Origin of the sequence: Rhodococcus sp. Leaf225 (assembly GCF_001426145.1) — a bacterium.
Lineage (GTDB): Bacteria > Actinomycetota > Actinomycetes > Mycobacteriales > Mycobacteriaceae > Rhodococcoides.
The window spans coordinates 100318-126699 of sequence record NZ_LMRN01000022.1 but is presented as its reverse complement, the minus strand read 5'-3'; the positions used below and the strand labels follow the sequence as shown (position 1 = coordinate 126699).

Annotated in this window: 28 protein-coding genes; 19 read left to right on the top strand and 9 right to left on the bottom strand. The window is 67.6% G+C overall.

Annotation, left to right across the window (positions count from 1 at the left end; translation table 11 throughout):
* Positions 1-21 precede the first annotated feature (21 nt).
* Both ASG69_RS18050 and ASG69_RS18045 read left to right on the top strand, forming a co-directional pair.
* Positions 22-1239, top strand: coding sequence for an FAD-dependent monooxygenase (locus ASG69_RS18050; protein ID WP_056448708.1), 1218 nt, complete (start codon positions 22-24; stop codon positions 1237-1239).
* 30 nt (positions 1240-1269) lie between these two features.
* Complete coding sequence (locus ASG69_RS18045) at positions 1270-1740, top strand: MarR family winged helix-turn-helix transcriptional regulator (RefSeq protein WP_027505555.1); 471 nt, start codon at positions 1270-1272, stop codon at positions 1738-1740.
* A 3-nt stretch (positions 1741-1743) separates the two neighbouring features.
* Here ASG69_RS18045 and ASG69_RS18040 read toward each other — a convergent pair whose 3' ends face one another.
* Positions 1744-3024, bottom strand: coding sequence for a sensor domain-containing phosphodiesterase (locus tag ASG69_RS18040; RefSeq protein WP_056448713.1), 1281 nt, complete (start codon positions 3022-3024; stop codon positions 1744-1746).
* Positions 3025-3224: 200 nt separating this feature from the next.
* Here ASG69_RS18040 and ASG69_RS18035 point away from each other — a divergent pair, with 200 nt between their 5' ends.
* From ASG69_RS18035 to ASG69_RS18025, 3 genes are read left to right on the top strand one after another with little or no spacing between them, the layout of a single operon-like run.
* Positions 3225-4076 carry an SDR family oxidoreductase gene (locus ASG69_RS18035; RefSeq protein ID WP_082544688.1) on the top strand — a complete coding sequence of 284 codons (852 nt, stop codon included), beginning with the start codon at positions 3225-3227 and terminating at the stop codon, positions 4074-4076.
* Between the two features lie 59 nt (positions 4077-4135).
* Positions 4136-4789, top strand: coding sequence for a TetR/AcrR family transcriptional regulator (locus ASG69_RS18030; protein WP_235579001.1), 654 nt, complete (start codon positions 4136-4138; stop codon positions 4787-4789).
* Positions 4786-5439, top strand: a complete 654-nt coding sequence (locus ASG69_RS18025; protein ID WP_056448719.1) for an enoyl-CoA hydratase/isomerase family protein — start codon at positions 4786-4788, stop codon at positions 5437-5439. Before ASG69_RS18030 ends, ASG69_RS18025 begins: the two co-directional genes overlap by 4 nt.
* Before the next feature lie 18 nt (positions 5440-5457).
* Here ASG69_RS18025 and ASG69_RS18020 read toward each other — a convergent pair whose 3' ends face one another.
* Positions 5458-6960 (bottom strand): flavin-containing monooxygenase, encoded by a 1503-nt coding sequence (locus tag ASG69_RS18020; RefSeq protein ID WP_056448723.1) that lies wholly within the window; start codon positions 6958-6960, stop codon positions 5458-5460.
* Positions 6961-7116: 156 nt separating this feature from the next.
* Between ASG69_RS18020 and ASG69_RS18015 the strand changes: the two genes are divergently transcribed.
* Positions 7117-7971 carry an alpha/beta fold hydrolase gene (locus ASG69_RS18015; protein ID WP_027505550.1) on the top strand — a complete coding sequence of 285 codons (855 nt, stop codon included), beginning with the start codon at positions 7117-7119 and terminating at the stop codon, positions 7969-7971.
* Here ASG69_RS18015 and ASG69_RS18010 read toward each other — a convergent pair.
* Positions 7952-8833 (bottom strand): class I SAM-dependent methyltransferase, encoded by an 882-nt coding sequence (locus tag ASG69_RS18010; RefSeq protein WP_162246787.1) that lies wholly within the window; start codon positions 8831-8833, stop codon positions 7952-7954. The two genes, ASG69_RS18015 and ASG69_RS18010, sit on opposite strands and share 20 nt — an antisense overlap.
* 48 nt (positions 8834-8881) lie before the next feature.
* Between ASG69_RS18010 and ASG69_RS22265 the strand changes: the two genes are divergently transcribed.
* Both ASG69_RS22265 and ASG69_RS18000 read left to right on the top strand, forming a co-directional pair.
* A complete protein-coding gene (locus ASG69_RS22265) occupies positions 8882-9694 on the top strand; it encodes a class I SAM-dependent methyltransferase (protein ID WP_162246788.1) in 813 nt (270 codons plus the stop codon).
* On the top strand, positions 9685-10671 hold the full coding sequence (locus ASG69_RS18000; protein ID WP_056448728.1) for a phytanoyl-CoA dioxygenase family protein: 987 nt from the start codon (positions 9685-9687) through the stop codon (positions 10669-10671). Before ASG69_RS22265 ends, ASG69_RS18000 begins: the two co-directional genes overlap by 10 nt.
* 24 nt (positions 10672-10695) lie before the next feature.
* On the opposite strand, the gene ASG69_RS22565 is transcribed toward ASG69_RS18000, so the two are convergent.
* Complete coding sequence (locus tag ASG69_RS22565) at positions 10696-10863, bottom strand: hypothetical protein (RefSeq protein ID WP_156380575.1); 168 nt, start codon at positions 10861-10863, stop codon at positions 10696-10698.
* A 37-nt stretch (positions 10864-10900) separates the two neighbouring features.
* On the opposite strand from ASG69_RS22565, the gene ASG69_RS17995 reads away from it, so the two are divergent.
* Positions 10901-12160 (top strand): hypothetical protein, encoded by a 1260-nt coding sequence (locus ASG69_RS17995; RefSeq protein ID WP_156380574.1) that lies wholly within the window; start codon positions 10901-10903, stop codon positions 12158-12160.
* A 103-nt stretch (positions 12161-12263) separates the two neighbouring features.
* On the opposite strand, the gene aztA is transcribed toward ASG69_RS17995, so the two are convergent.
* Complete coding sequence (gene aztA / locus ASG69_RS17990; RefSeq protein ID WP_027505546.1) at positions 12264-12908, bottom strand: zinc ABC transporter ATP-binding protein AztA; 645 nt, start codon at positions 12906-12908, stop codon at positions 12264-12266.
* A 54-nt stretch (positions 12909-12962) separates the two neighbouring features.
* On the opposite strand from aztA, the gene aztB reads away from it, so the two are divergent.
* From aztB to aztD, 4 genes are read left to right on the top strand one after another with little or no spacing between them, the layout of a single operon-like run.
* The gene (aztB, locus tag ASG69_RS17985; protein WP_056448734.1) at positions 12963-13820 is read left to right on the top strand and encodes a zinc ABC transporter permease AztB; all 858 of its coding nucleotides are present in this window, start codon (positions 12963-12965) and stop codon (positions 13818-13820) included.
* Positions 13821-13853: 33 nt separating this feature from the next.
* Positions 13854-15071, top strand: coding sequence for a hypothetical protein (locus tag ASG69_RS17980; RefSeq protein WP_056448737.1), 1218 nt, complete (start codon positions 13854-13856; stop codon positions 15069-15071).
* Positions 15072-15073: 2 nt separating this feature from the next.
* On the top strand, positions 15074-15994 hold the full coding sequence (aztC, locus tag ASG69_RS17975; RefSeq protein ID WP_056448741.1) for a zinc ABC transporter substrate-binding protein AztC: 921 nt from the start codon (positions 15074-15076) through the stop codon (positions 15992-15994).
* Between the two features lie 32 nt (positions 15995-16026).
* Positions 16027-17238 carry a zinc metallochaperone AztD gene (aztD, locus tag ASG69_RS17970; protein ID WP_027505542.1) on the top strand — a complete coding sequence of 404 codons (1212 nt, stop codon included), beginning with the start codon at positions 16027-16029 and terminating at the stop codon, positions 17236-17238.
* 54 nt (positions 17239-17292) lie between these two features.
* Here aztD and ASG69_RS17965 read toward each other — a convergent pair whose 3' ends face one another.
* Both ASG69_RS17965 and ASG69_RS22905 read right to left on the bottom strand, forming a co-directional pair.
* Entirely contained in the window at positions 17293-17745 is a 453-nt protein-coding gene (locus tag ASG69_RS17965) for a hypothetical protein (RefSeq protein ID WP_056448975.1), read from the bottom strand.
* 29 nt (positions 17746-17774) lie between these two features.
* Positions 17775-18659, bottom strand: coding sequence for a DUF6745 domain-containing protein (locus ASG69_RS22905; RefSeq protein ID WP_235579000.1), 885 nt, complete (start codon positions 18657-18659; stop codon positions 17775-17777).
* A gap of 556 nt (positions 18660-19215) precedes the next feature.
* On the opposite strand from ASG69_RS22905, the gene ASG69_RS22560 reads away from it, so the two are divergent.
* Positions 19216-19392: a hypothetical protein gene (locus ASG69_RS22560; RefSeq protein WP_156380573.1), complete on the top strand. Its 177-nt coding sequence runs from the start codon at positions 19216-19218 to the stop codon at positions 19390-19392.
* 61 nt (positions 19393-19453) lie between these two features.
* Complete coding sequence (locus tag ASG69_RS17955) at positions 19454-19885, top strand: hypothetical protein (protein WP_027505539.1); 432 nt, start codon at positions 19454-19456, stop codon at positions 19883-19885.
* Positions 19886-20007: 122 nt separating this feature from the next.
* Here the strand turns inward: ASG69_RS17955 and ASG69_RS17950 are convergent, their stop codons facing one another.
* Positions 20008-20415 carry a hypothetical protein gene (locus ASG69_RS17950; protein ID WP_156380572.1) on the bottom strand — a complete coding sequence of 136 codons (408 nt, stop codon included), beginning with the start codon at positions 20413-20415 and terminating at the stop codon, positions 20008-20010.
* A gap of 247 nt (positions 20416-20662) precedes the next feature.
* Here ASG69_RS17950 and ASG69_RS17945 point away from each other — a divergent pair, with 247 nt between their 5' ends.
* Complete coding sequence (locus ASG69_RS17945) at positions 20663-21358, top strand: hypothetical protein (protein WP_056448751.1); 696 nt, start codon at positions 20663-20665, stop codon at positions 21356-21358.
* A 79-nt stretch (positions 21359-21437) separates the two neighbouring features.
* Here the strand turns inward: ASG69_RS17945 and ASG69_RS17940 are convergent, their stop codons facing one another.
* Positions 21438-22844, bottom strand: a complete 1407-nt coding sequence (locus ASG69_RS17940) for a cytochrome P450 (RefSeq protein ID WP_056448756.1) — start codon at positions 22842-22844, stop codon at positions 21438-21440.
* Between the two features lie 235 nt (positions 22845-23079).
* Here ASG69_RS17940 and ASG69_RS17935 point away from each other — a divergent pair, with 235 nt between their 5' ends.
* Genes ASG69_RS17935 through ASG69_RS17925 form a run of 3 tightly spaced genes read left to right on the top strand, consistent with a single transcriptional unit; the run spans position 23080 to position 26356 of the window.
* A complete protein-coding gene (locus ASG69_RS17935) occupies positions 23080-23778 on the top strand; it encodes a TetR/AcrR family transcriptional regulator (protein WP_056448759.1) in 699 nt (232 codons plus the stop codon).
* Complete coding sequence (locus ASG69_RS17930; protein ID WP_414892015.1) at positions 23772-24701, top strand: ABC transporter ATP-binding protein; 930 nt, start codon at positions 23772-23774, stop codon at positions 24699-24701. The genes ASG69_RS17935 and ASG69_RS17930 overlap by 7 nt, the downstream gene beginning before the upstream one ends.
* On the top strand, positions 24698-26356 hold the full coding sequence (locus ASG69_RS17925) for a hypothetical protein (protein WP_056448765.1): 1659 nt from the start codon (positions 24698-24700) through the stop codon (positions 26354-26356). The genes ASG69_RS17930 and ASG69_RS17925 overlap by 4 nt, the downstream gene beginning before the upstream one ends.
* The last annotated feature ends 26 nt before the right edge of the window (positions 26357-26382 follow it).

Genomic DNA, 26382 nt, shown 5'->3' with positions numbered 1-26382 from the left:
CCCCCATCGAAAGGCTCGACCGTGACCGCCTCACAGCAGCACCCCGTCCGCGTCCTCGTCACCGGCGCGAGTGTTGCCGGCCCGACCCTCGCATGGGGGCTTGCACGCACCGGTTTCGACGTCACCCTTCTCGAACGGTCGGCGTCGCCGCGTGAGACGGGACAGAACATCGACATTCGCGGCCTCGGCCGAGAGATCGTCCGACGCATGGGTGTCGATCACTCGATCATGGAGCACCTCACCGGGGAAGAAGGCACCCGCTTCGTCGACGAGCGCGGAGAACCCTCCGCAGTCTTCCCTCGCGAGGAGGGTCGCGACGGCCCCACCGCGGAGATCGAGATCCTGCGGGGCCGACTGGCGCAGATCCTCGTCGACGCGGTCCCCGACAGTGTCGAACGCCGCTTCGGTGACTTCATCTCCGCCGTCGAGCAGGATGCCTCCGGTGTCGACGTGACCTTCGACAGCGGATCCACCGAGCGCTTCGACCTGGTGCTCGTCGCCGAAGGACGCAGTTCTCGCACACGGCGCCTGATGTTCGGAGCCGAGACCGAGCTGCGCGACTTCGGTGTGAGCATCACCTACGGCACCCTCGATCGGCGTCCCGAGGACGTGAACACGTGGGACTGGTACACGGCGACCCGCGGACGCGTCGCGTCCGTCAGGCCGGACAACGAGGGCACCATCAGAGCGAGCATGTCCTTCCGGTCCGAGCCGTTCGGCTTCGAGAAACTGCCCGTGGCAACCCAAGTGGAGATTCTGCGTGAACGGTTCCGCGGTGCCGGATGGCAGACGGACCGCATCGTGGCGGGGTTCGCGGCCCGGCCGGACGAGTTCTACACCCAGCGCATGGAACAGGTACTCGTCTCCACCTGGAGCAAGGGCAGGGTGGCGCTCGTCGGGGATGCCGCGTGGGGCTCGGGTCCGACCGGAATGGGCACCACACTCTCCCTGGTCGGAGCGCACATCCTCACCGGCGAGTTGGCCGCGCACCCCGATCGACCGGACCTCGCCTTCGCTCGCTACAAGGAGCTCATGCGTGGCTACGCCGACAGCGCGCAAGGACTCCCCCGCGGCGGCGCGAAGCTGCTGCATCCGATGTCTCCCACGGGAGTGCGGGCACTCCGCGTCGGCCACCGCGTGGCGGCTTCGGCGCCGGTGCGCAGACTGTTCCAGTCGACCCTCCTGACGAGCGAGAAGCATGTTCCCCGCCTCGCGGAATACCCTCGTCTCCGTGCCTGACATCGCCCACGCGGGAAAGACCACCCACCGATGACCTCACCCCAGACGCGCGTTCTCCAGGCCCTCCGGCTGTACGCGGTGAGGTACCAGGAATCGGCGCATCTCCTCGCCCGCTGGATGGACCTGCCGACCACGGACGGAACCGCACTGGGAGAGGTGATCTGGGCCGAACGCGAAGGCAGCCCGCTGACTCCCGCGGCGCTGTCGCGGCGGGTGGGCCTCACCTCCGGTGCCACCACGGCGTTGATCAACCGGCTGGAAGAGAGGGGGTTCGTTTCCCGCAACCGCGAGAGCAGAGACCGCAGATCGGTGACGCTGCGGGCCACCGAGGCCGCCCACGAGCGGATCGACCCCTTTCTTCGACGGTCCTCGGCGGCGCTCGACACTGCACTCGGGGACTACGACGCCGACACCGTGGACGCGATCAGCGAATTCCTCGTTCGATTCGCCGATGTGCTGCCGGGGGTCTCCGACGCGGAAGGTCACGTCGAGGACGCGTGAGGATCATCCGCGAGACGGCAGCACGCGCCTCATCAGCGACCGTGCCGCCGACACGACCAGACGACGGTCGTGCGTGAGGATGAACTCGAATCGCCGATCGGCGTCGGGAACGTCGACATCGCCGAGGTCGCGAGCGATCAGCGCCGCGAAGTAGTGCCGGCCCACCGCCGTCACCGTCCACTCGCCCGAGAATCGTTCTGTTGCATCCAGTGCGGCACCGCGTACTCCGGGGGCCGGCTCGTCCGGCAGGCCCACCCCCAGCGCGGCGATGAACGGGTGCAGGGCCGCGAGATCGGCGTACCGGTCGACCACGTTCGGCGCGAACCACCGGGCACGTTGGAATGCCGAGAGCACGATGAGTGGGTCCACAGCGCCGCGGGCGTGGTCCTCGATCTCACGAGCCATGCTCAGCACGAACGCTTTTCGCCCCACCAGGGGTGGGATCTCCCCGAACAGGTCGGACGGCACCTCCGGCACTGCGGAACCGGCCGACGACCGTCTGCGTGACACCACCGACGGCGTCCGGTCGATAACGTCGCGGCGTCGCGACGTGTCGGACGGCAACGCCGCGGGTCGGCCGAACAGCCAGCCCTGCCCCAGGGTGGCACCGAGCGCTCTGGCACGGGCCAGATGCTCCTCGTTCTCCACACCCTCGGCGAGAATCGTCGCGCCGGTGAACTCGGCGTGCGCACGCACCGCAGCGATGACACGCGCTTGTGCCGGACTCGGATCGGACTGCACCAGCGTGCAGTCCAACTTGATGATGTCCGGTGCCACGAACTCCAGCATGGTGACCGTGGCCTCGTTGGCCCCGACGTCGTCGAGGGCCACCGAGCACCCGAGTCGTCGAGCAGCGTCGACCACCGCCAGCAACGTGGCGGGATCGGACAGCAGCGACCTCTCGGTCAGTTCGATCACGACGTTGATCGGCCGGTCGAAGCTGTCGAGCATTCTCCGTGCGAAGTCGGGTATGACGGGCCCGTTGTGCGGTTCGACGTTGATGAAGACGCTGTACTCGGTACTCAGACCGGCCTCCGCGGCACCGGAGAGTGCGGCCAGTCGGCATGCCCAGTCGAGCTCACGCACCACACCTCGATCCGCCGCCTCGTCGAATACCCGTCCGACATCCACACCGGGTACCGCGGGCCACCGAGCCAACGCCTCGTAACCGACCACCACCCCGGAGTCCAGGTCGACGATCGGCTGATACACCGATCGCGCTCCCCACACGTCCGCCAGGACGGCCTCGACCGCGCGGGATTCGGGATCGACGATGCGCTGCACGCCACCCTCTCCGACGGACTTCCGGGGTTGGTCCGCCGCCGCTCGACTACGGAGCGACTGTGATCACCCGCCAGCCTACGGGTCCCGCGCGTGTCGGGACGCTGATCGGGGTTCGAGTAACCGAGCATCCGCTCTGCTACGGTCCGAGGAGTCCGCGGTACTCACCGTTCACCGCGACATCGACGAAGGACGGATGCCTCATGACTTTCTCGGGTAAGACCGTGTTCATCTCCGGGGCCAGCCGCGGCATCGGGCTGGCCATCGCGAAGCGCCTCGCAGCGGACGGCGCCACCATCGCGCTGCTGGCCAAGACTGCCGAACCCCACCCCAAGCTCGACGGGACCGTGTACACCGCGGCCGCGGAGATCGAGGAGGCGGGCGGGCAGGCGCTGCCCATCGTCGGAGACGTTCGTGACGGCGAGGCGGTGCAGGCCGCCGTCGGCGCCGCCGTGGAGCAGTTCGGTGGCATCGACATCTGCATCAACAACGCCTCGGCGATCAACCTCGGATCCATCGACGAGGTTGCTCTCAAACAGTTCGATCTGATGAACGGCATCCAGGTGCGCGGGACGTACGCCGTGTCGCAGGCGTGCCTGCCCCACATGAAGGGCCGCGACAACCCGCACGTCCTCACGCTCTCACCGCCCTTGCGCCTCGAACAACGGTGGCTCGTGCCGACCCCCTACATGATGGCCAAGTTCGGGATGACGTTGTGCGCCCTGGGAATCGCGGAGGAGATGCGGGAGATCGGCATCGCATCGAACACGCTGTGGCCTCGCACGTTCATCGCGACCGCCGCGGTGCAGAACCTGCTCGGCGGCGACAAGGCGATGAGCGAGGCACGGAAGCCCGAGATCTACGCGGACGCGGCGTACGCGGTGCTGAGCAGACCGGCCCGCGACTACACGGGACAGACTCTGCTGTGCGAGGACGTCCTGCTGGAGTCGGGCGTGACCGACCTGTCGGCATACGACTGCACGCCGGGAGGCGACCTCGCAGTGGACATCTGGGTCGACGAGCCCAATCCCCCGGGCTACCGACCACCCGCCTGAGGCAGCCCGCCGGCGACCACCGTGCCGTAACAGAGCACATGCTCTGGTATGGTTCGGTGGTGCCTCGCCCCCGCCTCCACGACCTCGACGCGCTGATGGACGCCGCCGAGTCGCTGGCGGTCGACTCCGGCGCCTCCGCCGTCACGATCCGCGCGATGTCGGAGCGCACCTCGATCTCCAACGGCGCCATCTATCACGCGTTCGGGTCACGAGCGGGCCTCCTCGGACGAGTGTGGGTCCGTGACGCACGTCGGATGCTCACTCTGCAGAACGATGCGGTGACCACGGCACTCGAGCACCGACCCGGACGTGACTCCGCCGTCCGGGCCGTCGTGGCAGCCGCAGACGCACCGGCTGCCTTCCTCGCCGAATCACCCGTCGCAGCACGGTTTCTCATGACGGTCTCGCGGCGAGAGCTGTTGGGCACCGACGACCTGCCCGACGAGGTCGCCGCAGACCTGCGCACCCTCGACGAGACACTGGCCGCACTGCTCGTCCAACTCTCCCGAGCCCTGTGGAACCGCGCCGATCGTGAGAGCGTCGCCGTCGTCAAGGACTGCGTCGTCGGGCTCCCGACAGCACTGTTGCTGCGCGGCAACACATCACCCGACATCGCCGCCCGGAAACGACTTGCCGCCGCCGTCCGCGGCATTCTCGCCCTGCCCCCACCGACCACGGATCACGCCCCGCCCACACGAAAGGCCTCCTCATGACCGCCACCCTCGACCTCCGCGACGGCATCGCCGTCCTCACCCTCGGGGACGACGAGAATCGCTTCTCCCCGGACTGGCTCGACACCGTCGGCGCCCAGCTCGACACGGTCGAAGCCGACGCCCGCGGACTCGTCACCGTCGGCACCGGAAAGTTCTACTCCAACGGACTCGACCTCGACTGGCTCATGGCCAACGGCGAGCGCGCCGACTGGTACGTCGGACGCGTGCACGCTCTGTTCGCCCGCATCCTGACGTTCCCGCTCCCCACCGTCGCCGCCGTCAACGGCCATGCCTTCGGCGCCGGCGCGATGTTCGCTCTGGCGCACGACTTCCGCACCATGCGAGCCGATCGCGGTTACTTCTGCTTCCCCGAGGTCGACATCGACATTCCTTTCACCCCGGGCATGGCGGCGCTGATCCAGGCGAAGCTGTCACCGCAGGACGCCGTCGTCGCGATGACCACGGGGCACCGTTACGGCGGCGACGACGCACTGGCCGCGAGACTCGTCGACGCCATCGCCCCCGACGACGAGGTCGTCGGTGCCGCGATCGAGCGGATCACGCCCATTGCCGGCAAGGACCGCGGCACCCTCGGCGCGATCAAGACCACCATGTTCGCGCCGGTCGTCGCGGCTCTGCGCGCGAGCTGAGTTCGACCTCGGCGGCGATCAGCCCGCCCGTCCACCGAAGGCGTAGTCGGCCAGGGGGAATCGGCGGCTGCGCCATGCCGCCTCGGGAGTGGTCGACGCCCGGAACGGCACGTCCCCGTTCGCGGTGAAGTAGTAGCTGTTGGCGCCGGCACACGTCGGATCGGTGAAGACCTGCCACGACCGACGTGCCAGTATCGCGCTCATGTACTGCTCCTGCGCCGCCGAGGTCACCTCGGCGAAGGTGGCCCGGCGTCGACGAGCCTCGGTCAGGACACGCACGATGTGCGCGGCACTGTTCTCGACCAGGGTGAAGAACGAGGCGCCGTTGTATCCGTAGGGGCCGAAGACGGTGAAGAAGTTCGGAAAGCCCGCCGTCGCGACGCCCTGATAGGTGTGGAACCTCTCGGCGTCCCAGTGCTCCGCCAGATCGGTGCCGTCGGCGGAGGTGAGCGGATACGTCGGCAGTGCGTCCCTGTCGGTGACCTTGAATCCGGTGGCGAGGACCAACACGTCGAGCTCGTGCTGCACGCCGTCGCTCGTGCGGATGCCGCCGGGCGTGATCGCCTCGATGGACGTCGTCTGCAGAGAGACGTTGTCCCGGTTGAACGTCGAGAGATACGAGTTGTGGAAACTCGGCCGTTTGCACCCGAGCGCGTAGGTCGGAGTCAGGGCGTCCCGTGTGGCCGGATCGTGTACCTGTGCGGCGATGTACCGACGCGCGGCGACCTGGAGAGCCGCGGTGGCGGGAACCCACTTGTGAAAGTGCGCCAGCACCGGGAACGTCGCCTCGACGAACGCCTGGCTCGCCAGGCGGGCGATCTGCCGGACTCCGGGGACTGTCTCGAGACTCGCCCGTCCCATCCGGCCGAGCGGGAAGTCCGGCTTCGGCAGGCACCAGATGGGCGTGCGTTGAAACACCGTCAGATGGTCCACCTCCGGTGCGATCTCCGGGACCACCTGCACCGCCGTCGCGCCGGTACCGATGATGCCGACCCGCTTACCGGCCAGCGAGACCTCGTGGTTCCACCGGCTGGTGTGCATCGTCGCGCCCTCGAAGGTGTCGATGCCCTCGATGTCGGGGAGCTTGGGCTGGCTCAGCGGCCCGCCCGCGTGGATCAACCAGCGTGCCGTCACGTCGCCGGCGCTGGTCGAGATCGACCACGTCGCGGACGGCGCATCGAACGAGGCCCCGTGTACGCGCGTGCCGAACTGCAGATGAGGCGCCAGGCCGTACTCGTCGACGATCTGCTCGGCGTAGGCACGCAACTCGCGGCCGGGGGCGTAGCTGCGCGACCAGGTGGATCGCTGAGCAAACGAGAACTGGTAGCTGAAGGACGGGATGTCGACCGCCACGCCCGGATAGGTGTTCCACTGCCACGTGCCGCCGGGACCGTCACCGTCGTCGACGATGAGAAGATCGTCGAAACCGGCCTTGCGGAGCGCGATAGCGGTACCCAGGCCGGAGAAGCCTCCGCCGACGATGACGATCTCGTGGTGCCTGCGCGGTGACGTGTCGGGCATGAGGCCCCTTCTTCGACGGTGTGTGGCCGTCGAGGTGCGTCCCTCGTGGCCTCGTGACTCTGCGACGGTACAACCGTGACCCGAATCGGACAGCGAAACGTGCAGCGCACGTACTTCCACCGTCATCACGGGGTCCGACCTCCTAGTGTCTGCACCATGACCGTCGAACGAGTACCGGTGTCGGGCGGACACATCACCGTCGAGACACTCACGGGCAGCTCCGATCCGATCCTCGTGATCCACGGGGTGTCCAGCCAGCGCATGCTGTGGAACTGGCTGCACGCGGAGGCGCCACACCTGACGCTCGTCGCGCCGGACCTCCGCGGCCGCGGTGACAGCGTCGACGTCACGGGCGCGTCGTCGCTCGCCCGTCACGCGGACGATCTGGACGCCGTTCTCGAGGCCCTGGGACTCGACTCCGTGCACGTGTGCGGCATGTCGATGGGTGCATTCGCGGCTGTCGAATTCGCAGCGCGGTTCCCATCCAGAGCGAAGAGTCTCGTTCTCGTCGACGGAGGCGTGCCGGTGGAACCGCCTGCCGGTCTCACCCGAGACACCGTCGCGGCCGTGTTCGAGGACAGGATCGCGCGAACGCGGCAGCGATGGGACGACCTCGACGACTACCTCGACTTCCTGGTGTCGACGTCGTTACCGCTGCTGGACCGTGACGATCCGCTCCTCCGGGAGTACGCCGCTCATGATCTGGCCGACGGTGCGATCCGGCTGTCGACCGATGCGGTCGTCGCGGACGCCACGGACGTCTTCTTCGGTGACTCGCGGTTCCGCGACCTGACGGTGCCGATCCGATTCCTGCACGCGCAGTGGAGCGTCGGGGCAGGGTCTCCGCCGATGTACTCGCCGCAGGACATCGACGCTCTCGAGCTGACGTCCGTCAGAGCACTGGACGGCCTCGATCATGCCGGCACGATCATGACCGCCGTGGGCGCGGCTGCCGTGGGCGAGACGATCGACGACGCACTGCGGGACGGGGTCAGTGACGGGACGCGGTGAACACGTCCACTGGATGCGGCACTCGAAGGCCTCCGTCCGCGCCGGGGACCGACACCGCGTCGAGGTAGGCCCGCACCGGGCCCTGTAGATCGGGGGTCAGCCTGGCCTGCACCGCGAAGTCGAGCACCTCGTCGCTCGCGGACGCCAGATCGACCAGCGCGTGCAGAGTGGCCACGTCGTCGACGACGATCCCGGCGTCGACGAAGGCGTCTCCGACGTCACCGCTGAACCACTGTCGATGACCCTCGAGCGGAGGTGCGAGAACTCCCACCAGCGCGTTCAGCTCGGCCGACGGTGCGACAGCCACCCACAGTTCGCCGCCGGGACGTAGCAGCGCGAGAGCAGCGCGCAGGGTCGCCCCGACATCGGCGACGTAGTACATCGAGTGCACGAACATCACGACGTCGAAGGTCTCGTCGTCCACCGGGGAGTCACCGAACGACGCCACGTGGCCGTCGGCACTCAGCTCGTCGGCACCCAGCGCGGCCATCGTGGCGGTGAAGCGCTCGACACTGCCGATCCACGGATCGATTCCGACGTACCGCACGGGGCGCCCTGGCACCGCCAACACCAGACCGGCGGCGAGACGGACGTCCAGCACGCCGTCACCGCATCCCACGGACAGCACCGAGATCGGTCCGTCCCCCCTGGTACCCAGCCTGCCGGCAAGGTGCTCGGCGATCAGATCGCGCTGATCGGAGAGCAGTTCGAAAGCGGAATGCAGGCGGGCGTAGGAGTCGGGTTCGAGGCCGGCCAGGGCCGGAGCTCCCCGCCGCACGGCGCGCACACCGTCGAGAAGCACTGCGGCGAGCTCGGTGGGCGGTGGCGCAGCTATGTTGGACATCAGATACGAGTCAATCACGACGCCTCATCCGGTGTGTTGCGGTCGGCTCCTTTCAGGAGGAGTGACATGAGCAGCGGAGACACAGCAGAGCGCAGCCTCGAGCACTGGAGCGAAGCCGGTCGCACGGGCATGGAGGCGTTCTACGCTCTCGCGACCGAGGACTACCGGCAGCTGGCGTTGGCCGCCGACTGGCCGACGCTCCTCGGCGACCGCGCGCACGAGGGCTGGTCGCTGCTCGACGTGGCGTGCGGCAGCGGAAAGTTCCCCACCGCGCTGCGCCGCTACACCGACCTGTCGGCGGTTCCCGAGCTGGCCTACGACCTTCTCGACCCGTCCGCGTTCTCCGTCGCCGAGGCACGCGGCGCGCTCGGCGCGCCGTTCGCGGCCCGGCATGACCTGGTGATGACCCTGCAGGACCTCCCCGCGGATCACGCCGGCTACGACGTCGTCTGGGCCACCCACGCTCTCTACGCACTGCCGCCGGACGAATTGGACGCTGCGGCAGAACGATTCGTGGCCGCACTGGCTCCCGGAGGCCTGGGCCTGGTCGCACAGGCCACGGCGGCCTCGCACTACCTCGCGTTCTACGACGCCTTCCGCGCCGGGGTGCGCGAGGCGACGCCGTACACGACCGCCGAGCAGGTGCGCGACGCACTGACACGAGCCGGCGCGGACGTACGCGATCAGCGCGTCACCTACACGACCGGTACCTCCGACCGTGGCATCGCCGAAGGTTTTCTCCAGCGCTGCGCGTTCGACGACTCGGTGTCGCTGGAAGAGATGGAAGCCGCTCCGGTGCTGGGCGAGTACCTGGCCTCATGCCGCGACGCGTCCGGTTCCTACACCTTCTCACACGAGGCGGCGCTGCTGTGGCTCTGAACGACTCGACCACCAATGATCGCCTGCCCGAACAGAACCGGGACGGCGGTATCGATCAGGACTGGGCAGGCGACGATCAGGACTGGTGGGACTGGTACGTCACCCTGGCCGCGAACGATGCGGCGCCCGCCGAACTGGTCGAGGGTCCCGGCCTGCCCGATGTCGAGGCCGCCACGGACGAGCAGATCGAGCGCGAGCTGGCCGAGCCCTACGCCCTCGATCCCGCTTCCGTCGAGGCCTTCGCACGGCAGGCTTTCGTGCGACTGCCCGCAGTGCTGTCGCCGGCGGTGGTGCGCCGCCTCGCCGAGCGACTCGAGGAGTTGCTGCGCGCGGAGCACGGTGACGACGTCGCCGGGCGATTCACCGCGCTCGAGCAGATGTGGCTCCACGACGATCTGATGCGCACCGTGGCGCTCTCGCCCCGCATCGGCGGTCTGGCTGCGGCACTGCTCGACGTGCCCGGAGTGCGCCTGTACCACGACAATGCGCTGTCCAAAGAGCCCGGCTGCGGGCGCACGCCGTGGCATCACGACGCCGAACACTTCCCCCTGCAGACCACCGACGCCGTCACCGCGTGGATGCCGATGTCGGCCATCCCGGGCCGGATGGGTCCGCTGTCCTTCGCCCGCGGCCGGGACGTGTTGGACGAGGTCGCCGATCTGGAGTTCGACAAGGTCGGCACGTCGTACGACGAGGCCGTCACCCAACGCTTCCTCCAGCGTGACGTCGCGGTGGAAGCGGAGCCGTTCGCAGTGGGAGACGTGTCGTTCCATTCCGCGCTGTGCTTCCACACTGCGGGCCCGAACCGGACGACGCAGCCGCGTCGAGCACTCGCCACCACCTACTTCGCCGACGGCACCCGTGTCGTGGAATCGCCGACCCTGATCAGCGGTACGTGGCGCGAGTTCCTCCCCGGCATCGAGCCCGGCGGACTCGCGGACTCCGAGCTCAACCCGGTGGTGGGTCGCCGGGACTGAGTCGGCCGGCGGCAGCGGCCGTCGTCAGCGGTACGTGCGCACCATTCCCTGAATCGGATCGAACGACGTCGGCACATCGAGATCGACCTGCGTCGTCTGCGTCTGCACTCCGTCGTCTGTCGGTGACACCGTCTGCGGCAGAACGCGCCAGTGGGCGCGTGGGTCGTCCGGCTGCTCGTGGTCGGTACTCATCGCTGCCTCCGTGTGTCACCGCTGTAGTTTGGTCGCCGTGCAGTGGCGACAGTACGACCCTCGGGCGAGCGCCGCCGCCGGAACGGGCGCCTTCACAGCGTGTCTCGCGGTGATGTCCACCCCGCCCACCGATCTGATGGTGGCAGAGCGCGACTCTCCTGTCAGCTCTGTGTTCCTCAGTCCCGCGTGGGCCGGCGTCGTCGCAGTCGTGGTGGTATTGACGGCTGTCCGTGTGGCGTTCACTCACTCGCGGCGGGGCTTGATCACCGGTGTCGGCGCGGCGGGCACCGCCGTCCTGGCAACGCCGGCGGCGGTCGACATCTCCACGGCGTGGTCCGTGACTGTGGCCGGTGTCGGATCCGGACTGATCCTCGTCACGGCGGTGACACTGGCCCACACCAGTCGCACCGCATTCGTCGCTCTGGCTCTCGGAGCCGCATCGGCCTACCGCTTCTCCCCACTCGTTGCGCAGCAGTATCCGGACCACTTCCGATGGTCGGTGAGTCTGCCGGGCGACGCATTCTTCCCCGAGCCGGTCGTGCCGATCCCGGTGCTCGTGGTGACCGCAGTGCTACTCGCGAGCACGATCTCGATGCCGCACGTCGTGACCCGTGGTCCCCGAACTGTGCACTGGCGCATGGCCGCTGCGGTCGGTCTGCTGTGGGTCGTGTACGCGCTCCTCGGTGACTACAGTGCGTCCGTCGGTCAGTGGACAGTGGCCGCGGCAGCGACGGTCGTCGTGATCGTCGGGGCAGCCATCGGTTCCGCGGACAGCGGTGCATTCTTGTGCGCAGGGCTTGCCGTGGCCTGCACCTTCGTCGGAGGAATGGTGTGGAACGCGTGGTGGCTCGTTCTCCTCGCGATCGCCGGCTTCACCGTCGGCGCCCTCGCAGCGCGGTGGGCACCCTCCACTCCGGTGGGCTGCTGCATCCTCGCGCTCGTCTGCGCGTCGGCTCTGTTCCCGTACGGCCTCGTGTCCACCGTCGGGTATGCCGTGGTCCTGCCTGCTGCCATCGTCTATTCGCTACTGTCGTCCCGACCGTCCGATCCGACGATCACTTCCGTGGGCCTGCTGATCCCGACCATGCTCGCCGTCGTCACACTGTCCGCTCCTCCGGACCGTCCGTACGAGTTCGGATGGACGGGTAGTGCCGACCGGATTCTCGTTCTCGACCCCGGGACCGTGGGTTCCCGCTCGGTACTCGCGGTCGTGGTGGCGACGTGCGCGGCCGTCGTCGCAGCGGGGGTTGCAGCACGTGTCGACCGTCGGAACCACAAGCAGCAGAGCCCCTCCTGAGTCGTAGCGGTCGTGGACTTCCAACCCCGGTGGACGGGGGCGACAGTCCACAATCGATGACCCGTTCGGCATCCACGGTCGATCGGTGACACTCGAACGCCCATCAGCGGACCACCCGCCCCGCCTCGAGCTTCACGACCCGATCGGCCATGTCGATCACGAGCGGATCGTGAGACACGCAGGCGACTGCCACGCCGCGCCGGGCTTCAGCCCTCATGACGTCCCGAATGCGATCCCCGCTCGTCGCGTCCAGACCCGTCGTGGGTTCGTCGAGAAGCAGAAGATCAGCGCGACGCGCAAGGCCCTGCGCGAGCAACGCCCGCTGTCTCTGACCGCCTGACAACGCGGAGAAGGGCCTGTCTGCGAGCTCGCTGATACCGAGGCGATCGAGCGCGTCGTCGACGACACGGCGAGACTCGGCATCGAGACGGCGCCACGCCCGCCTCCCGCCCCAGACGCCGACTGTCGCGACGTCCCGCACCGTCACCGGCAGTCGGTCCGGGACCGCCGCGCGCTGTGGAACGAATCCTAGTGCCCGCGTCGCGACTCGGGTGCCGGACGTCAGCGCACGCGTTCCCGCGATCATCTCCAGCAGTGTGGATTTGCCGGCACCGTTCGGACCTGCGATCGCCGTCACCTCTCCCGCGACGACATCGAGGTCGACCCCGTCGATGGCCACGTGTTTGTCGAACTCCACGCGGGCACTGCGCAGCCGAGCAGCGAGTCGGGTCGTGTCGATCTGGCTCATGGACTCACCTTATCGATTTTGGAAACCATTATCACTATCGTTACGATCCCAAGCGTGACATTTCAGGCGCTCATCGAGCCCTTCTCGCTCGCCTTCGTGCAACGCGCCCTCGTCGGGGGCGCACTCGTGGCGGTGCTGTGCGGGGTCGTCGGTACGTGGGTCGTCATCCGCGGCATGGCTTTTCTGGGAGAAGCCCTCGCGCACGGGATGTTGCCCGGAGTCGCCCTGGCGACGGTCCTGGGGGCGCCCGCGCTGGTGGGCGGCGCACTCAGCGCGGTCGTGATGAGCCTCGGCATCGCTGCGCTCCAGCGTCGCGGATCCCTCTCCTACGACACGAGCATCGGCATGCTGTTCGTCTCGATGCTGGCACTGGGAGTCATCATCATCTCCCATTCGGGAAGCTTCGCCACCGATGCCACGTCCATCCTCTTCGGAGACATCCTGGCCATCACGTCCGTGGACATCGCACTCCTGGCCGTCGCTGTGGTGGTCGGCATGACGGTGGCCGCGGTCTTCCACCGCTCGTTGGTGGCGCTCGCGCTCGATCCCCGCATCGCGTCGGTACTGGGCCTTGCTCCCCGCGCGGCACAGGCTGCTCTGGTCGCGCTGGTGACACTCGCTGTCGTGGCCTCCTACCAGGCTGTCGGCTCGCTTCTGGTCGTCGGACTCCTGCTCGCACCTGCCGTCGCCGCCGGGCAGTGGACCACTCGGATACCGACTCGAATGGTGGCGGCCGCCTCGATCGGTGTGCTGTCGGTGTTCGTCGGTCTGCTCATCTCGTGGCACGCGGCCACGGCGGCCGGCGCCACGGTCGCCGCGACGGCGATCGCGCTGTCGGGCCTGTCGGTGGCGGCAAGGGCGGCGACCGCGTCGATCGGACGCACGACATCAGCGCCGGCGCTCTCCATCTGACACCGGCCGACCCCATCCACCCGAAAAGACACTGTGCGACAACACATCACGACCACCGCTCTCGCGCTCGTCGTCGGCCTGACCGCGTGCTCCACCGAGCAGGCTCCGACGATCCCCGCCGACGAGGTACCCGCCGAAGGCCACGGAGCGATCGCCGACGCCGCGGAACTCGCCGAGCCACGACTCGGCCTCACGACCATCGATCCCACCGGCTCGACCTCGCACCTGGACCTACTGGACGAATCGGTGTCCGACCTCGGCACCATCGGTGCACCCGAGGCGATGAGCACCGACGGACGCTACCTGTTCGCCGGGACGGACGCGGGAATCGAGATCGTGGACAGTGGCGTCTGGACCTGGGACCACGTCGACCACTTCCACTACTACCGCGCCGAACCCCGGCTCCTCGGCACCGTCGAGGGCGCCGGTGACGCGACAGTGGCCACGTCGAATCAATCCACCTCGGGCGGAACCGGGCTCTACTTCCCCGACTCCGGCGACGCCGTCCTGCTCGACACCGCGGCGTTGTCGAAGGGCGAGATCTCCGAGTCGTTCCGTCTGCAGAACCCGCCGGGAGACGGCATGGTCGTGCCCGTCGGATCGTTCGCCCTCGTCACCGAGGGCATCGGCCCGTCACGAACACTCGTAGGCCACACCTCGGACGGGACGCGCACCGGTCTCGTCGAGTCGTGCCCCGACGCCGCCGGCACCATCACCACGCGTGTCGGCACCGTGATCGGCTGCTCCGACGGCGCGCTGCTCGCGTCCGCCACCGGAGACGAACTCACAGTGGAAAAGATCCCGTACCCGACTGACGTGTCCGCCCCTCCCGCAACGTCGTTCGACAATCGCGAGGGCCGCCCCACCGTCGCCGGCCTCGCCGACGACCAGGGCATCTGGTTGCTCGACACCCGCCAGAGCTCGTGGACGCTCCTTCCCGCTCCCACTCGCTTGACGCATGTGTCGGCGGTCGACGACAACGAGAACCACGTTCTCGCTCTCACAGCCGACGGCCGCGTGTTCGTACTGGACGGAGCCGACGGTTCGGTCGTTGCCGAGACGGGCGCGCTCGTCGCCGCATCACTGTCCGCAGGTGAGACACCCACTCTGATCGCCGACCAGCAGCGCGCCTACCTCAGCGCGCCCACCGAACGGAAGCTGTACGAGATCGACTACGCCGACGACGCCCGCGTCTCCCGCACGTTCGAGACCGCGTCCGAACCGGCCTTCACGGCCGAGACGGGACGTTGACGATGCGAGGACACCGGACGGGCAGTCTCCTGGCCGCGGCGGCAGTGGCTGTGGTGGCCCTTCTCGCTGGATGTTCGGCGACAGCCGACGACCGTCCGGTGGTCATGGTCTCCACGAACATCCTCGGCGACGTCGTCGAGGAACTCGTCGGCGACGAGGCAGAGGTCGTGACACTGATGAAGCCGAACGCCGACCCACACTCGTTCGAGATCTCCGCGCAGGAGGGCGCGCGTCTGCGCTCGGCGGACCTCGTCGTCTCGAACGGCCTGGGATTGGAGGAGGGGCTACAGCAGCATCTCGACGCCGCAGCCGCAGAGAAGGTTCCGACGTTCGTCGCCGGGGACGTCATCGACGTGCTCGACTACCGGGAGGGCGACGCGGCGGGCAGCCCCGACTCCCACTTCTGGACCGATCCTGCCCGCATGATCGCCGTCGTCGATGCCTTGGAACCGGTGCTCGGCGATCTCGACGGAGTGGATCCGGCCACCATGTCGACACGGGCGGCCGAGTACCGCGGACAGCTGCAGAGTCTCGACGAGGAGATGTCCGCCTCGTTCGCCGCGATCCCCGACGAACGGCGTGCGCTCGTCACCAACCACCATGTCTTCGGTTACCTCGCTGACCGTTTCGACTTCGAGGTCGTCGGGGCGGTCATTCCCGGCGGCACCACCCTCGCCGCACCGTCGGCGTCCGACCTGTCCGATCTCGTCGATGCCGTCGACTCCACCGGTGTCCGCACCGTCTTCGCAGAATCGTCCTCGCCCGACCGACTCGTTCAGGCACTCGCCAGTGAAGCCGACATCAGCGTGGACGTCGTGCAGTTGTTCACCGAGTCGCTCACCGGTCCCGACGGCGGCGCCCCCGACTATCTGACGATGATGCGCGTCAACACCGAACGCATCGCCGCCGGCCTCTCCCCCTGATCGGTATCGTTCCCACACAGAAAAGGATTCACATGCGTCTCAATCACTTCCGGCGGGCAGGCTCCACTGTGCTCGCGCTCGGCGCGGTCGTCACTCTCGCGGCGTGCTCCTCCGGAACCACCACGACCGCCGCCGACTCCACCACGAGCACCACCGCAGCGATGCAGGCCGGCCCTCGTGTCGCGGTCTCCTACGACGGCGGCGTACAGGTGCTGGACGCCGCCACCCTCGAGACCGTCGCGGACTTCGACTCCGAGGACTACACACGCCTCAACCTCGCCGGCGACGGGCGCAACGTCATGGTGACCACGAGCAAGGGCTTCCAAGTACTCGACACCGCCGCGGGCACCACGGACGCACCACAGCTCACGGACACGGTCTTCGAGGCGGAGAAGGCGGGCCATGTCGTCCGGCACGGCGGCAAGACGATCTTGTACGCCGACGGTACCAGCGACACCACGATCTTCGACACGGCAGCACTGGAGTCGAGCGACGGTCTCCCCGAGGTGGAGAGCATTCCCGGTGTGGAGGCGCATCACGGAGTCTCGGTCGTTCTCGAGGACGGCACGTTCCTCACCACCGTTGGTAATGCCAACGGACGCACCGGTATCGAGGTGCGCGATGCCGCCGGTGCGGTCATCGCGCGCAACGATCAGTGCCCCGGCGTCCACGGCGAGGGAACGGCACAGAACGAGATCGTCGTATTCGGCTGCGAGAACGGTGTCCTGGTCTACGACAAGGGCGAGATCACCAAGCTCGACGCTCCGGACCAGCCCTACGGGCGTACGGGCAACGCGTACGTCAGCGAGACCAGCCCCTTGGTCGTCGGCGACTACAAGAACGACGCAGACGCGGAAGGCTCACTGCTGCAGGCGGTCACCGTCATCGACACCGTGGCGAAGACGCTGGACGTCGTCCAGATGCCCGACGGTGCCGAGTACACCTGGCGCGGGGTCTCCCGTGGACCCGACGACAAGGCCTACATCATCGGAACCGACGGCGCCCTGCACGTCTTCGATCCCGAGACGCGCGAGTTCACCGCTTCCTACCCTGTCATCGGTGAGTGGGAAGGCCCCAGCGAGTACCAGGACGCACACCCCGGCATCTCCATCACCGGCGACACCGCCTACGTCACCGAACCGGACACCGACAGCATCCACGCCGTGGATCTGACCACCGGTGACGTCACCGTCAGCAGCGAACTCGACGTCACTCCGAACGAGTTCGTGGCCGTCACCGACTGATCCTGTCGTCACCAGGGGCGCGGTGTCAGCCGCGCCCCTGGCTGGTCGCGTGCGTCAATCCGCGACCAACCGCGCTGATCGGAAGTGTCGACCCACTCCACGCTCGCGTTGCCTGCTGATGACGTAGGAGCCGGGCGCAATTCCTGTCGCACCGTGTTCGGGATGAATCAGGTACGCCGTGACCTCGGTGTCGAGGATGCCCAACGCAAGGCCGTTCGGATCGAACACCGGAGTGGACCACATGCAATGGCCTTCCTCGCAGACGAGGCTGTGAGGGTTGCCGCCGGCGGCGCTGCGAAGCAGTTCGACGCCGGTGAGGGGCACGTCGTCGGCCCGCGTGCCCCGAACTGCCTGCACGTGGACGATCATCGGGCGCGGCACGACGATCAGATCGCCCTGAGCTTGAAGCCCGTCGACGACGGGTATCGACACGTCTCGATCGAGATAGTCGAAGACGTCGAGGCCGGTCAGGGCCGTGAGTGTGGACAAAGTCATGGTCGTGGTCATCGAAGTCACCTCGGGTCGTCGGAATGTGGTCACGTGCGGCGCACGAGACAGGAGTAGTCGTCGCCGGTGATGCCGTAGGTCCATCCGGCGGCGTCGAGCGCGGACGTCATGCCGTTCGGAACCGGCAACCCGTAGCGTCGCCGCCGACCGTCCCGCTCGACAGAACCGTTGACCACGAGCAGGATTCGGCCGTCGTCCACCCAGCTGGTCGGCGTGGCGTAGAGCGACAGCGGGGCGCCGGCATTCCCCGGATCGCCCGTCCGGTCGACGAGCTCGAGTCCGGCCTCGTCGATGTAGACGTCCCACCCGATGCGCTCGATGGCGCACCGGCGTACCTCGATGTTCCGTTCGCGTGCGATGCGCTCGACGGTGGGTTCGGCGATCACCCACTCGGGAACGATGGTCCCGTGATCGACATGAACGGATCGTCCGTCGGCGAACTGGACGGCGGGCTCGTTCTGTCCGTGCAGTCGCCGTTCGTTGTGCACCGCTCCCGGAAGAGGTTCGGTCTGAAGAAATCCAGGTCGCTCGGACATGACGCAGACATTGTCGAATGCCCACCACCAGCCGGTCGCCCCCGCGAGGGCTGTCTGAGTATCGAGGATGGCGTGATCCGTACCGCGGAAGGCAGAGATGCCCAGTGTGCGATGGATGTCGTAGTACGCGAGCCGGTGCGCTTCCTGCTGCCCGTACCACGCCACGCTTCCCGTCGGTCGCTGAACGAGTGACCGCACAGCGGCCGCCACTCCATCGAACAGGCTGGTGCGCAATGAATCCCACACCGCGATTCGCAGCAACTCGTCGGGCGCGATCCCCTGCCGCGCGGACTCCGCCAGTGGCTGCGTGCGTGCAGCCCAGAGGGAGCGACTGTCGGAAGGCCATCGTCGCGACACCCCGCCCGTGCGGTTGTCCATGCGTTCGCGTGACCGTGAGACGGTCGACACGATTCGAGCGGCAGCACCGGACGTCAGGGAGTTCGTACCCGACAACTGTTCGGAGACAACCAGATCGGCGCCAGCCGGTGGGGACGGTACCCACACGAACTCGGGACAACGGAACCCTGCATGCCTGTACAGATCCGCTACGGCGGCCTCGGCGGTCGGCCTGTCGGACGGCAGAGTGGACACACCCAGCGCGAGCCACGTGTCCCGCAACATGGGTACGGATGCCATCTGATGAATCGATGACGATGCGGTTCTTGCCCTGACCGCGAAGGGTGTTGCTGCGGCGCTCACGCGAGGGTGGCGGTGTCCGCCTTTCCGGTTGTCATGTGTCCGAGAATGACACGTCGCGCGACGCAGCGCAAGAGTCGGTGCCGATACCCGTAGCAGGATCGGTACATTCGGCCGAAAGTTCTCCCAGGGGGGCAGCGCACCGGATCTGACACCGTCGAGCGATAGACCATTCGTGCGCTGCCACTCATTCGCCTTCGGCGTTGATGCGGCGTCGATACAGGCATACGGTGCCGTCATGGGAAATCCACGCACCGCCGCGATCGGCCTCTACCTACTTGCGGTGATCGTGCGCGTGGCGACCTGGGGAGGCACGTCGGCGGCCGATCGCAGCGACGACGTGGTCCTCCTCCTGCTGGTCGGAGCAGTGGTCGCGGCGATTCTCTCGGTCAGGTCTCGCACGGACACGCCGTGACCCGCCCGTGCGCGGCAGCGGCGAGCACGATCTAGACCGATCAGTTGGTTACAGTGGTGCGATGTCGTGGACGTCGTCGCCCAAGGATTCGGTGCTGGGCCTCGCCGTCCTCCTGTACATCGGAACGGCATTGGTGGTGCCCATCTCGGTCGCCGCAATGTCCGCCCTCGGCGACGCTCCCTACGACGTTGTCCCCGGGTGGTTCGCGATGGGTGTGTTCGCGTTCTGCATCGGTGCGTACACCACGGTCTATGCCGCCTACGGGTTGTACCTGAAGGCGGTGTCGGCGCACAGACGGAGAACAGGGCCAGTCCTGGCGGCGCGCCTGGAGACCGGCGCAGTGGTCCTCGCATGGGTGTCACTCGTTGCGGGATTGACCTCCCTCGCACCGGGCGTCGCCGTCGCGAGCGGCCTTGTCTGCGCTGCGGTGTGTAGTGTCGCCGGCGCCGTCGTTCGTCGACGTGTGTTCGGACAGAGCGAACGCCGTACGTGACGCATCGGTGCGTCCGGGCAGTCCGGCTCTACTGTCCTTCCGACACGGTGGAATTGTCCAGGGCCGCGGCGAAAGCGTTGATCGCTCTCGTGTAGCGCTGAAAGCTCCTGTTGGTGCCGTAGTCAGTAAGAAAACGATCCGGCGAGCATTCGCCGCCGATACGGGACTGACCTACGGATGCTGGCGGACACGCGCTCGAATGATCGTTGCGGCCTACCTTCTCCACCGGGGTACAGAAGCATTGCGGGCGAGAAGATCTCGGTCGAGGAAGCGTGCGTGATCATCCACACGGCGCCGAACGCAGTCACTGCGAGCCCGATGACGGTCGCGGCAATCTTCGTCCCCAAGCTCTGCTGGGCCAACCTGCTGGAGAACAACGCAGCCAGTCCAGCGAAGGCGCACAGGAAGATCGACCCGATGAACAGGCCGTCCAGATCGAGCACGCGGGCCACCGCGAACAGCGCCGCACCGATCGCGAGTAAGACCAGTTCCGCAACCGGGTCGCGGCGGGTACGCAGCGCGCCCATCACCGGCGGTCTCGTCGCGGCAAGACAGCTGGATGCACTGATGCGGTACGCCTGCCGTGGGCCGGGCTGCGGTGCGTGATGGTCTGCATCTGTTCCACGCTTGCACGGACTCACCGCGAGCGACAGCGTACAAACCCCTACAGATCCAGGCACTCGACACGTGCGACAAGCGCCGACCGACACTGTGCGCCAACCAGCGGCCTTCGCCACGATCCGGCGATGAAGAGTCAGGTCGTGGGAGACTTGGGCGATGGCCAACGATGACCTCGACGCCGCAGAGATTGCCACCATTCTGACCTCTGCCGATGCCAGCGATGTCGCCAGATTGCTGAGAACGCCCGCTCCGAGCTCAGTCGACATTCAGTGGGCCCGGGTGTCGGCCATTCTCGAAGCGAATATCGGCGTCAGTTTTCGCGGTGCGACAGACGCGGATATCGCGGCGGCAGAGAAGGCGACGTGCCCGTGGACCGACGAGGTGCGGGATCTCTACCACCGCGCCGAGCTGACTCCAGAGCAACGCGGTATCGCTTTGATACCACCCGGCTTCGAGCTCCTGAGCCTGGACAGGTTACTGAGCGATCATCGACTGTGGATCGACTTCAACGCGAACCCGGCATTCGGGGAGCCCATCGACATGGACGAAGAGATGGCAAAGCCGGCGGGATCTCCAGCGCCGATGATGCTGCCCGGGTTCGTGGCTTTCGCCAAGTCGAACGCCGACACGCTGTTCGTCGACACTCGGACAGGCCCCCTGCACGGGTGCGTCAACATCCACCCCGACGCGGACGCACCCTGGAAGCCTCCGCTGTGGAGATCACTCAGCGCCATGCTCGAGCAACTGGCGTTCTCCCTCGAACGCAACACCACCTTCGACATGCGCGTCACACTGTGGTCGAAATACCAACCCTTCATCGAGGGCACTCGCCTGGTTTGGGAATACCGTTGACGGTTGGCTCCCCGCGCGGTGCACGACGCCAACCCGTCAGCTGCCCTACGCAGCGTCCTCCTCAATCCAGCAGAGATCGTCAGAATGGTGCGTGACGGCCGACCTGCAGGCGTAAGTCCCGCGGTTTCAGCGTGATGGTCTCCTCCACCCGCAGAACGTAGCCGGGCTCAGGAACCAGGGTCCGCTGCTGAACGATCATCGCCAGTGCGACCACTATTTCGTGATAAGCGAACTGACGACCGATGCACGCCCGCATTCCGGTGCCGAACGGCTTGTACAGGTCGGTGAGATTCGCCGGTACCCGCGACCGTTCGAACCGGTCGGGGTCGAACGCCTCGGGATCGTTGCCCCACCCGGCGTCACGATGAAGTTGCAGCAGGACGACGAAGACCCACTCCCCCTTCTCGAATGGATGCTGTCCCACCCGCGTGTCCTGCCGCGCCTTGCGGAAGTAGCCGGGCGCCACAGGCCACAACCGCAGAGTCTCGTCGACGACGCGGCGCAGATACCGCAGCTTGCCCACATCCTCGAAACGAAGCTCGCCCTCGGGTCGAATCAGCTCCACCTCCGCCCGCACTCGTTCCGCGACCTGAGGATGCAACGACAGGAAGTGGAGCGCGAAGGCCAACACACCGGCCGACGTCTCCTGCCCCGCCACGAGGAACGTCAGGATCTGGTTTCGAATGTTCTCGTCCGAGAGTCTCTGTCCTGTAACAGGATCGACCGTGTCGAGCATGAGACCGAGCAGGTGGCTCCCACCGTCTCGACTGCCGCGCCGTGCTGCGACGATGTCGTCGACGATCCGGCGAACAGCCACCACGTCGGCCTTGTGCTGGTCTCGCTGACGGCGGAACACGGTGGCCTCCACCAACGGATGTGAGTAGGCCGCGCGGTTGATGTAACGCAGGGCGCGCGAGATGCGCGCAATCAGCTCGTGGGGCTCGGAGGTGTCGAACGACGCGAAGTCGTACCCGAAGGCGACGTCACCGATGATCTCGAGAGCGAGTGTGTTGGTGTCCGCAGGAACATCGACCCAGGCGTCTGCACCGAGTCCGTCCCAATACGCCAGTAGCCGAGTGGTCTTCGCGACCATCGCGTCGTGGTAGCCGCGCATCGACGACTGCGTGAACGCCGGCGCCAGGATGGCGTGCGCCGCAGCCCACGACGGCTCCGAGTTGTGGGCGGTGAACAGACCGTCCCCCGCGACGGAACGCAGGTTCCGCAGCGGCACACCGAGGAACTTGGCCCACGTCTTCTCGTCGTTGACCGCAGCCACCTCCACGGGCCCGGACACGTAGGTGACACGAGTGCCGACGACGTTGCGTTCGAAGATCGAGCCGTATTTCTGCGCGTCGCGCATTCCCCACTGGCTGGACTCCGTCACGTGAAGATCGAGTACGTCTCCCAGCACAGGCAGGCGCCTCGGCGGATGCGGCAACTTTCGGTCGCTCGCTCGTATCGCACGCGTCGTCTCGAACGTGGTCATGCAGGCCCCCCAGCCGTGGATGGATCGACGAGTCCGGCAGCCGGCCCTCATAGGACGAATGGGGCCGCCGTGCTCGAGTGCTCTGCAGAAGGCTACGTCGATCGTCGCGCGGGAAACATCGGCGGACCGAATGCCGTTGGCTCCGAATCGAGACGACTGCGGGCGCGGTGGCGTGGGCGGGATCGGGCGGAACAAACCCTTGCCGCGGCCTGAATAGACGTTTAGCATCTTGAACATGCGTTCAACCGCCGCCGATCGCGACCTCACAGCACGAGCACGTATTCGCGACGCCGCGATCGACGTGTTCGTGAGCGACGGCTTCGGTGCACCCATTCGCACGATTGCGGTCCGAGCGGGAGTGAGTCCGGGGCTGGTCATCCACCACTTCACGAACAAGGCGGGATTGCGTGCCGAGTGCGACGCGCACGTGCTCGACTCGACCCGGAATCGCACCGGCCGAATCCTGGGAGCAGATGGGAGCGACTCGTCCGGTGGCGCAGTGGGGGATGCGGTGAACGAGACGCTGCAGTCCATGGCCGAACACGGCCCGCTACTGGTGTACGTCACTCGTCTGATGGCCGAAGGTGGGGATTCTGCCCGGACGTTCGTCGATCGACTGGTGGATGACGTGGAGAGTTCGATGCGGGCTGCGGTGGCGGCCGGAACCGTCCGCGCCTCTGTCGACGAGGCAGCGCGCGCCCGCTATCTCGTCACGATGGCGCTGGGGACGCTGACGATCGACATGGCGATGAATCCTCCACCAGACCCGAGCGACGGTGCCGCCATCCTCCGCGCCTACAGCGACCGCACGATGGTGCCCGCCGCCGAGTACGCCACCCACGGACTACTCACCGACAATTCGGCCCTCGACGCCGTCCTCGCTGCCCGCGCTGCGGGTTCTCCGCTCGACGGAACAGGAGACAGCCGATCATGAACGATGCCGGCAATGCGATCGAGATAGCCGGACTGGTCAAACGATTCGGCCGACACCGGGCGCTCGACGGGCTGGACTTGACGGTGTCCGAAGGTGCGATCGCGGGGTTCCTCGGCCCGAACGGCGCGGGCAAGTCCACGACGATCCGGATTCTTCTCGGACTGGTGCACCGCGACGCCGGCACGGTACGACTACTCGGCGCAGACCCGGTGCGTGATGCCGTGAGTGTCCATCGGCGTCTTGCCTACGTGCCCGGCGACGTCGCGTTATGGCCACGACTGACCGGAGGAGAGACGATCGACCTGCTGCTCGGAATGCGCGGCACTCGCGTGGACGCCCACGCACGCGAGTCCCTGATCGAGCGCTTCGACCTCGACCCCACCAGACGTGTCTCGACCTACTCGAAGGGGAACCGTCAGAAAGTCGTGTTGATCGCTGCGTTCGCGGGGCACGCCGACCTGGTCGTCCTCGACGAACCCACGTCCGGCCTGGATCCCGTCATGGAGAACGTGTTCGCCGAGTGCGTTCGGGAGATCGCCGACCAGGGAACATCGGTGCTGTTGTCCAGCCACATCCTGTCCGAAGTCGAGAAACTCTGCGACACAGTCACGATCATCCGCGCCGGGCGGACGGTAGAGAGCGGCACGCTGGCCGACCTCCGCCATGTCACCACCGTGCACGTGACAGCGGAGGTGACGGGAGACCCGTGGTCGTTGGCGAGAACCCCCGGCGTGAGCGACCTCGACGTCGTCGGGTCCGCCGAGACCGGTCGACGGCGCGTCACCTTCTCCGTGACCCGTGCGGACATGCCCATTGCGGTCGCCGCACTCGGCGCTCTCGGCGTCGTGGATCTGACGGTGGCGCCACCGTCTCTGGAGGAGTTGTTCCTGCGGTACTACGACTCCGACGGTGATCGTTCATGACCACGCTCTCCGACCGGCGTGACACTGCTGATCGCCCCGGCGACCGCCCACCGGGCCGGCTCGCCGGAACCACGTACCTGCTTCGTCTCGCCCTGCGCACCGAACGATTCACGACCCCGGTCGGCGTCCTGGTGGTGCCGGTCCTGTACCTGCTGACCGCGGCGTCACTCGCGCCGCTGTACCCGGATGCGACGTCGCGCGCCGCACTGGCCGACGGCTCGGCAGCGAACCCGGTCTTCCGGATCCTTCTCGGCCCGCTTCGCGACACTTCGGGCACCGCCCAGATCGCCGTCTGGCGGGTGGGCGCCTTCGCGCTTCTCGTCGTCGCGATCATCGTCGCCGCAACGGTGACGCGACACCTTCGCGGCCCGGAGGCCACGGGGCGGATGGAGCTCGTGCGGGCGGGCGCCATCGGCGCAGCGGCACCTCTGGCGGCTGCGGCGATCACCGCCATGGGGGCTGCGGTCGCGACCGGCGTGTCGACCGGTGCGGCGGCCGCACTGGCCGGAGTGCCCGCGCCGGCCGCGACTTTCCTCGCTCTCCAGTTCGTCGGCGCCGGACTCGCCGCGACAGGTGTCGCCGCGGTCGTCGACCAGGTCGTGACGACGTCGCGAACCGCCATCGCCACGTCGGCGGTCGTACTGCTCACCGCGTACCTCGTCCGAGGGATCGGTGACGCCGTGGGCGGGCTCGCCTGGATGACGTGGCTGTCACCACTGGGGTGGGCCGAACGCGTGGACCCACTCGGCGACCGCGCCGTATCGCCGTTCCTCGCGTGCGTTGCCCTGTGTGCGGTCGGCCTCGGAGTTGCGGCAGCGGTCGTGTGCAGGCGTGATCTGGGTGCAGGCCTGGTGCAGCCACGACCGGGCCCGCCGGTCGCACGGTGGCCGATCTCGATTCTCGGAGTCACCGTCCGGACCATGGGAGCCTCGCTGGTGCCGTGGATGTCCGGTGCCTTCGCCTACTGTCTCCTCGTCGGGCTGCTCACCGACTCCATCGGCGATCTCGTGAGTGCGTCCGGGGCGACAGGTGACGTACTCCGAGACATCGGAGGCGGTTCGGGGGCGGCGTCATCGGGCCTCGTCGGCGCCTTGATCGACACCGTCCTCGGCATCGTGGCGATCGCCGCGTCGGCTGCCGCGGTGTCCGTGGTCGGGCACCTGCGCGAGGACGACCGGACGGGTCGCGCGGAAATACTCCTCGCTACCGCCGTCTCCCCTGTGTCCCGTCTGCTCGCCGCTGCCGCCACGGCGACAGTCACGGCAACCCTCGTGTTGCTTCTGGCAGGTGTCGGGCTCGTCACCGGGGCTGCTGCCGTCGGCGGAGACGGCCCCGGTGTCGTCGACGTGCTCGTCGGAGCGGTGTCGCAGCTGCCGGCAACCCTTGCCGTCGCCGCGATCGCCTACGCCGCATACGGATTCGGAAGCCGGTGGATCGCAGTCGGGTGGGCGGCAGTCGTCCTCGACCTGCTGCTGGGGCCGCTCGGTACCCTCATCGGCGCTCCCCAGTGGTTGCGCGACACAGCACCGCACACGCATCTTCCCGCCGACGTCGGCGCGCCGGTTCCACTCACCGCCGCGTTCATCCTCGTCATCGTGGCCACAGCACTTCTGGCCACCGCATCGTGGGCTCTGCGCCGCCGCGACCTCGTGTGAACGCCGGACAGGGCGTCGGCGAGTGC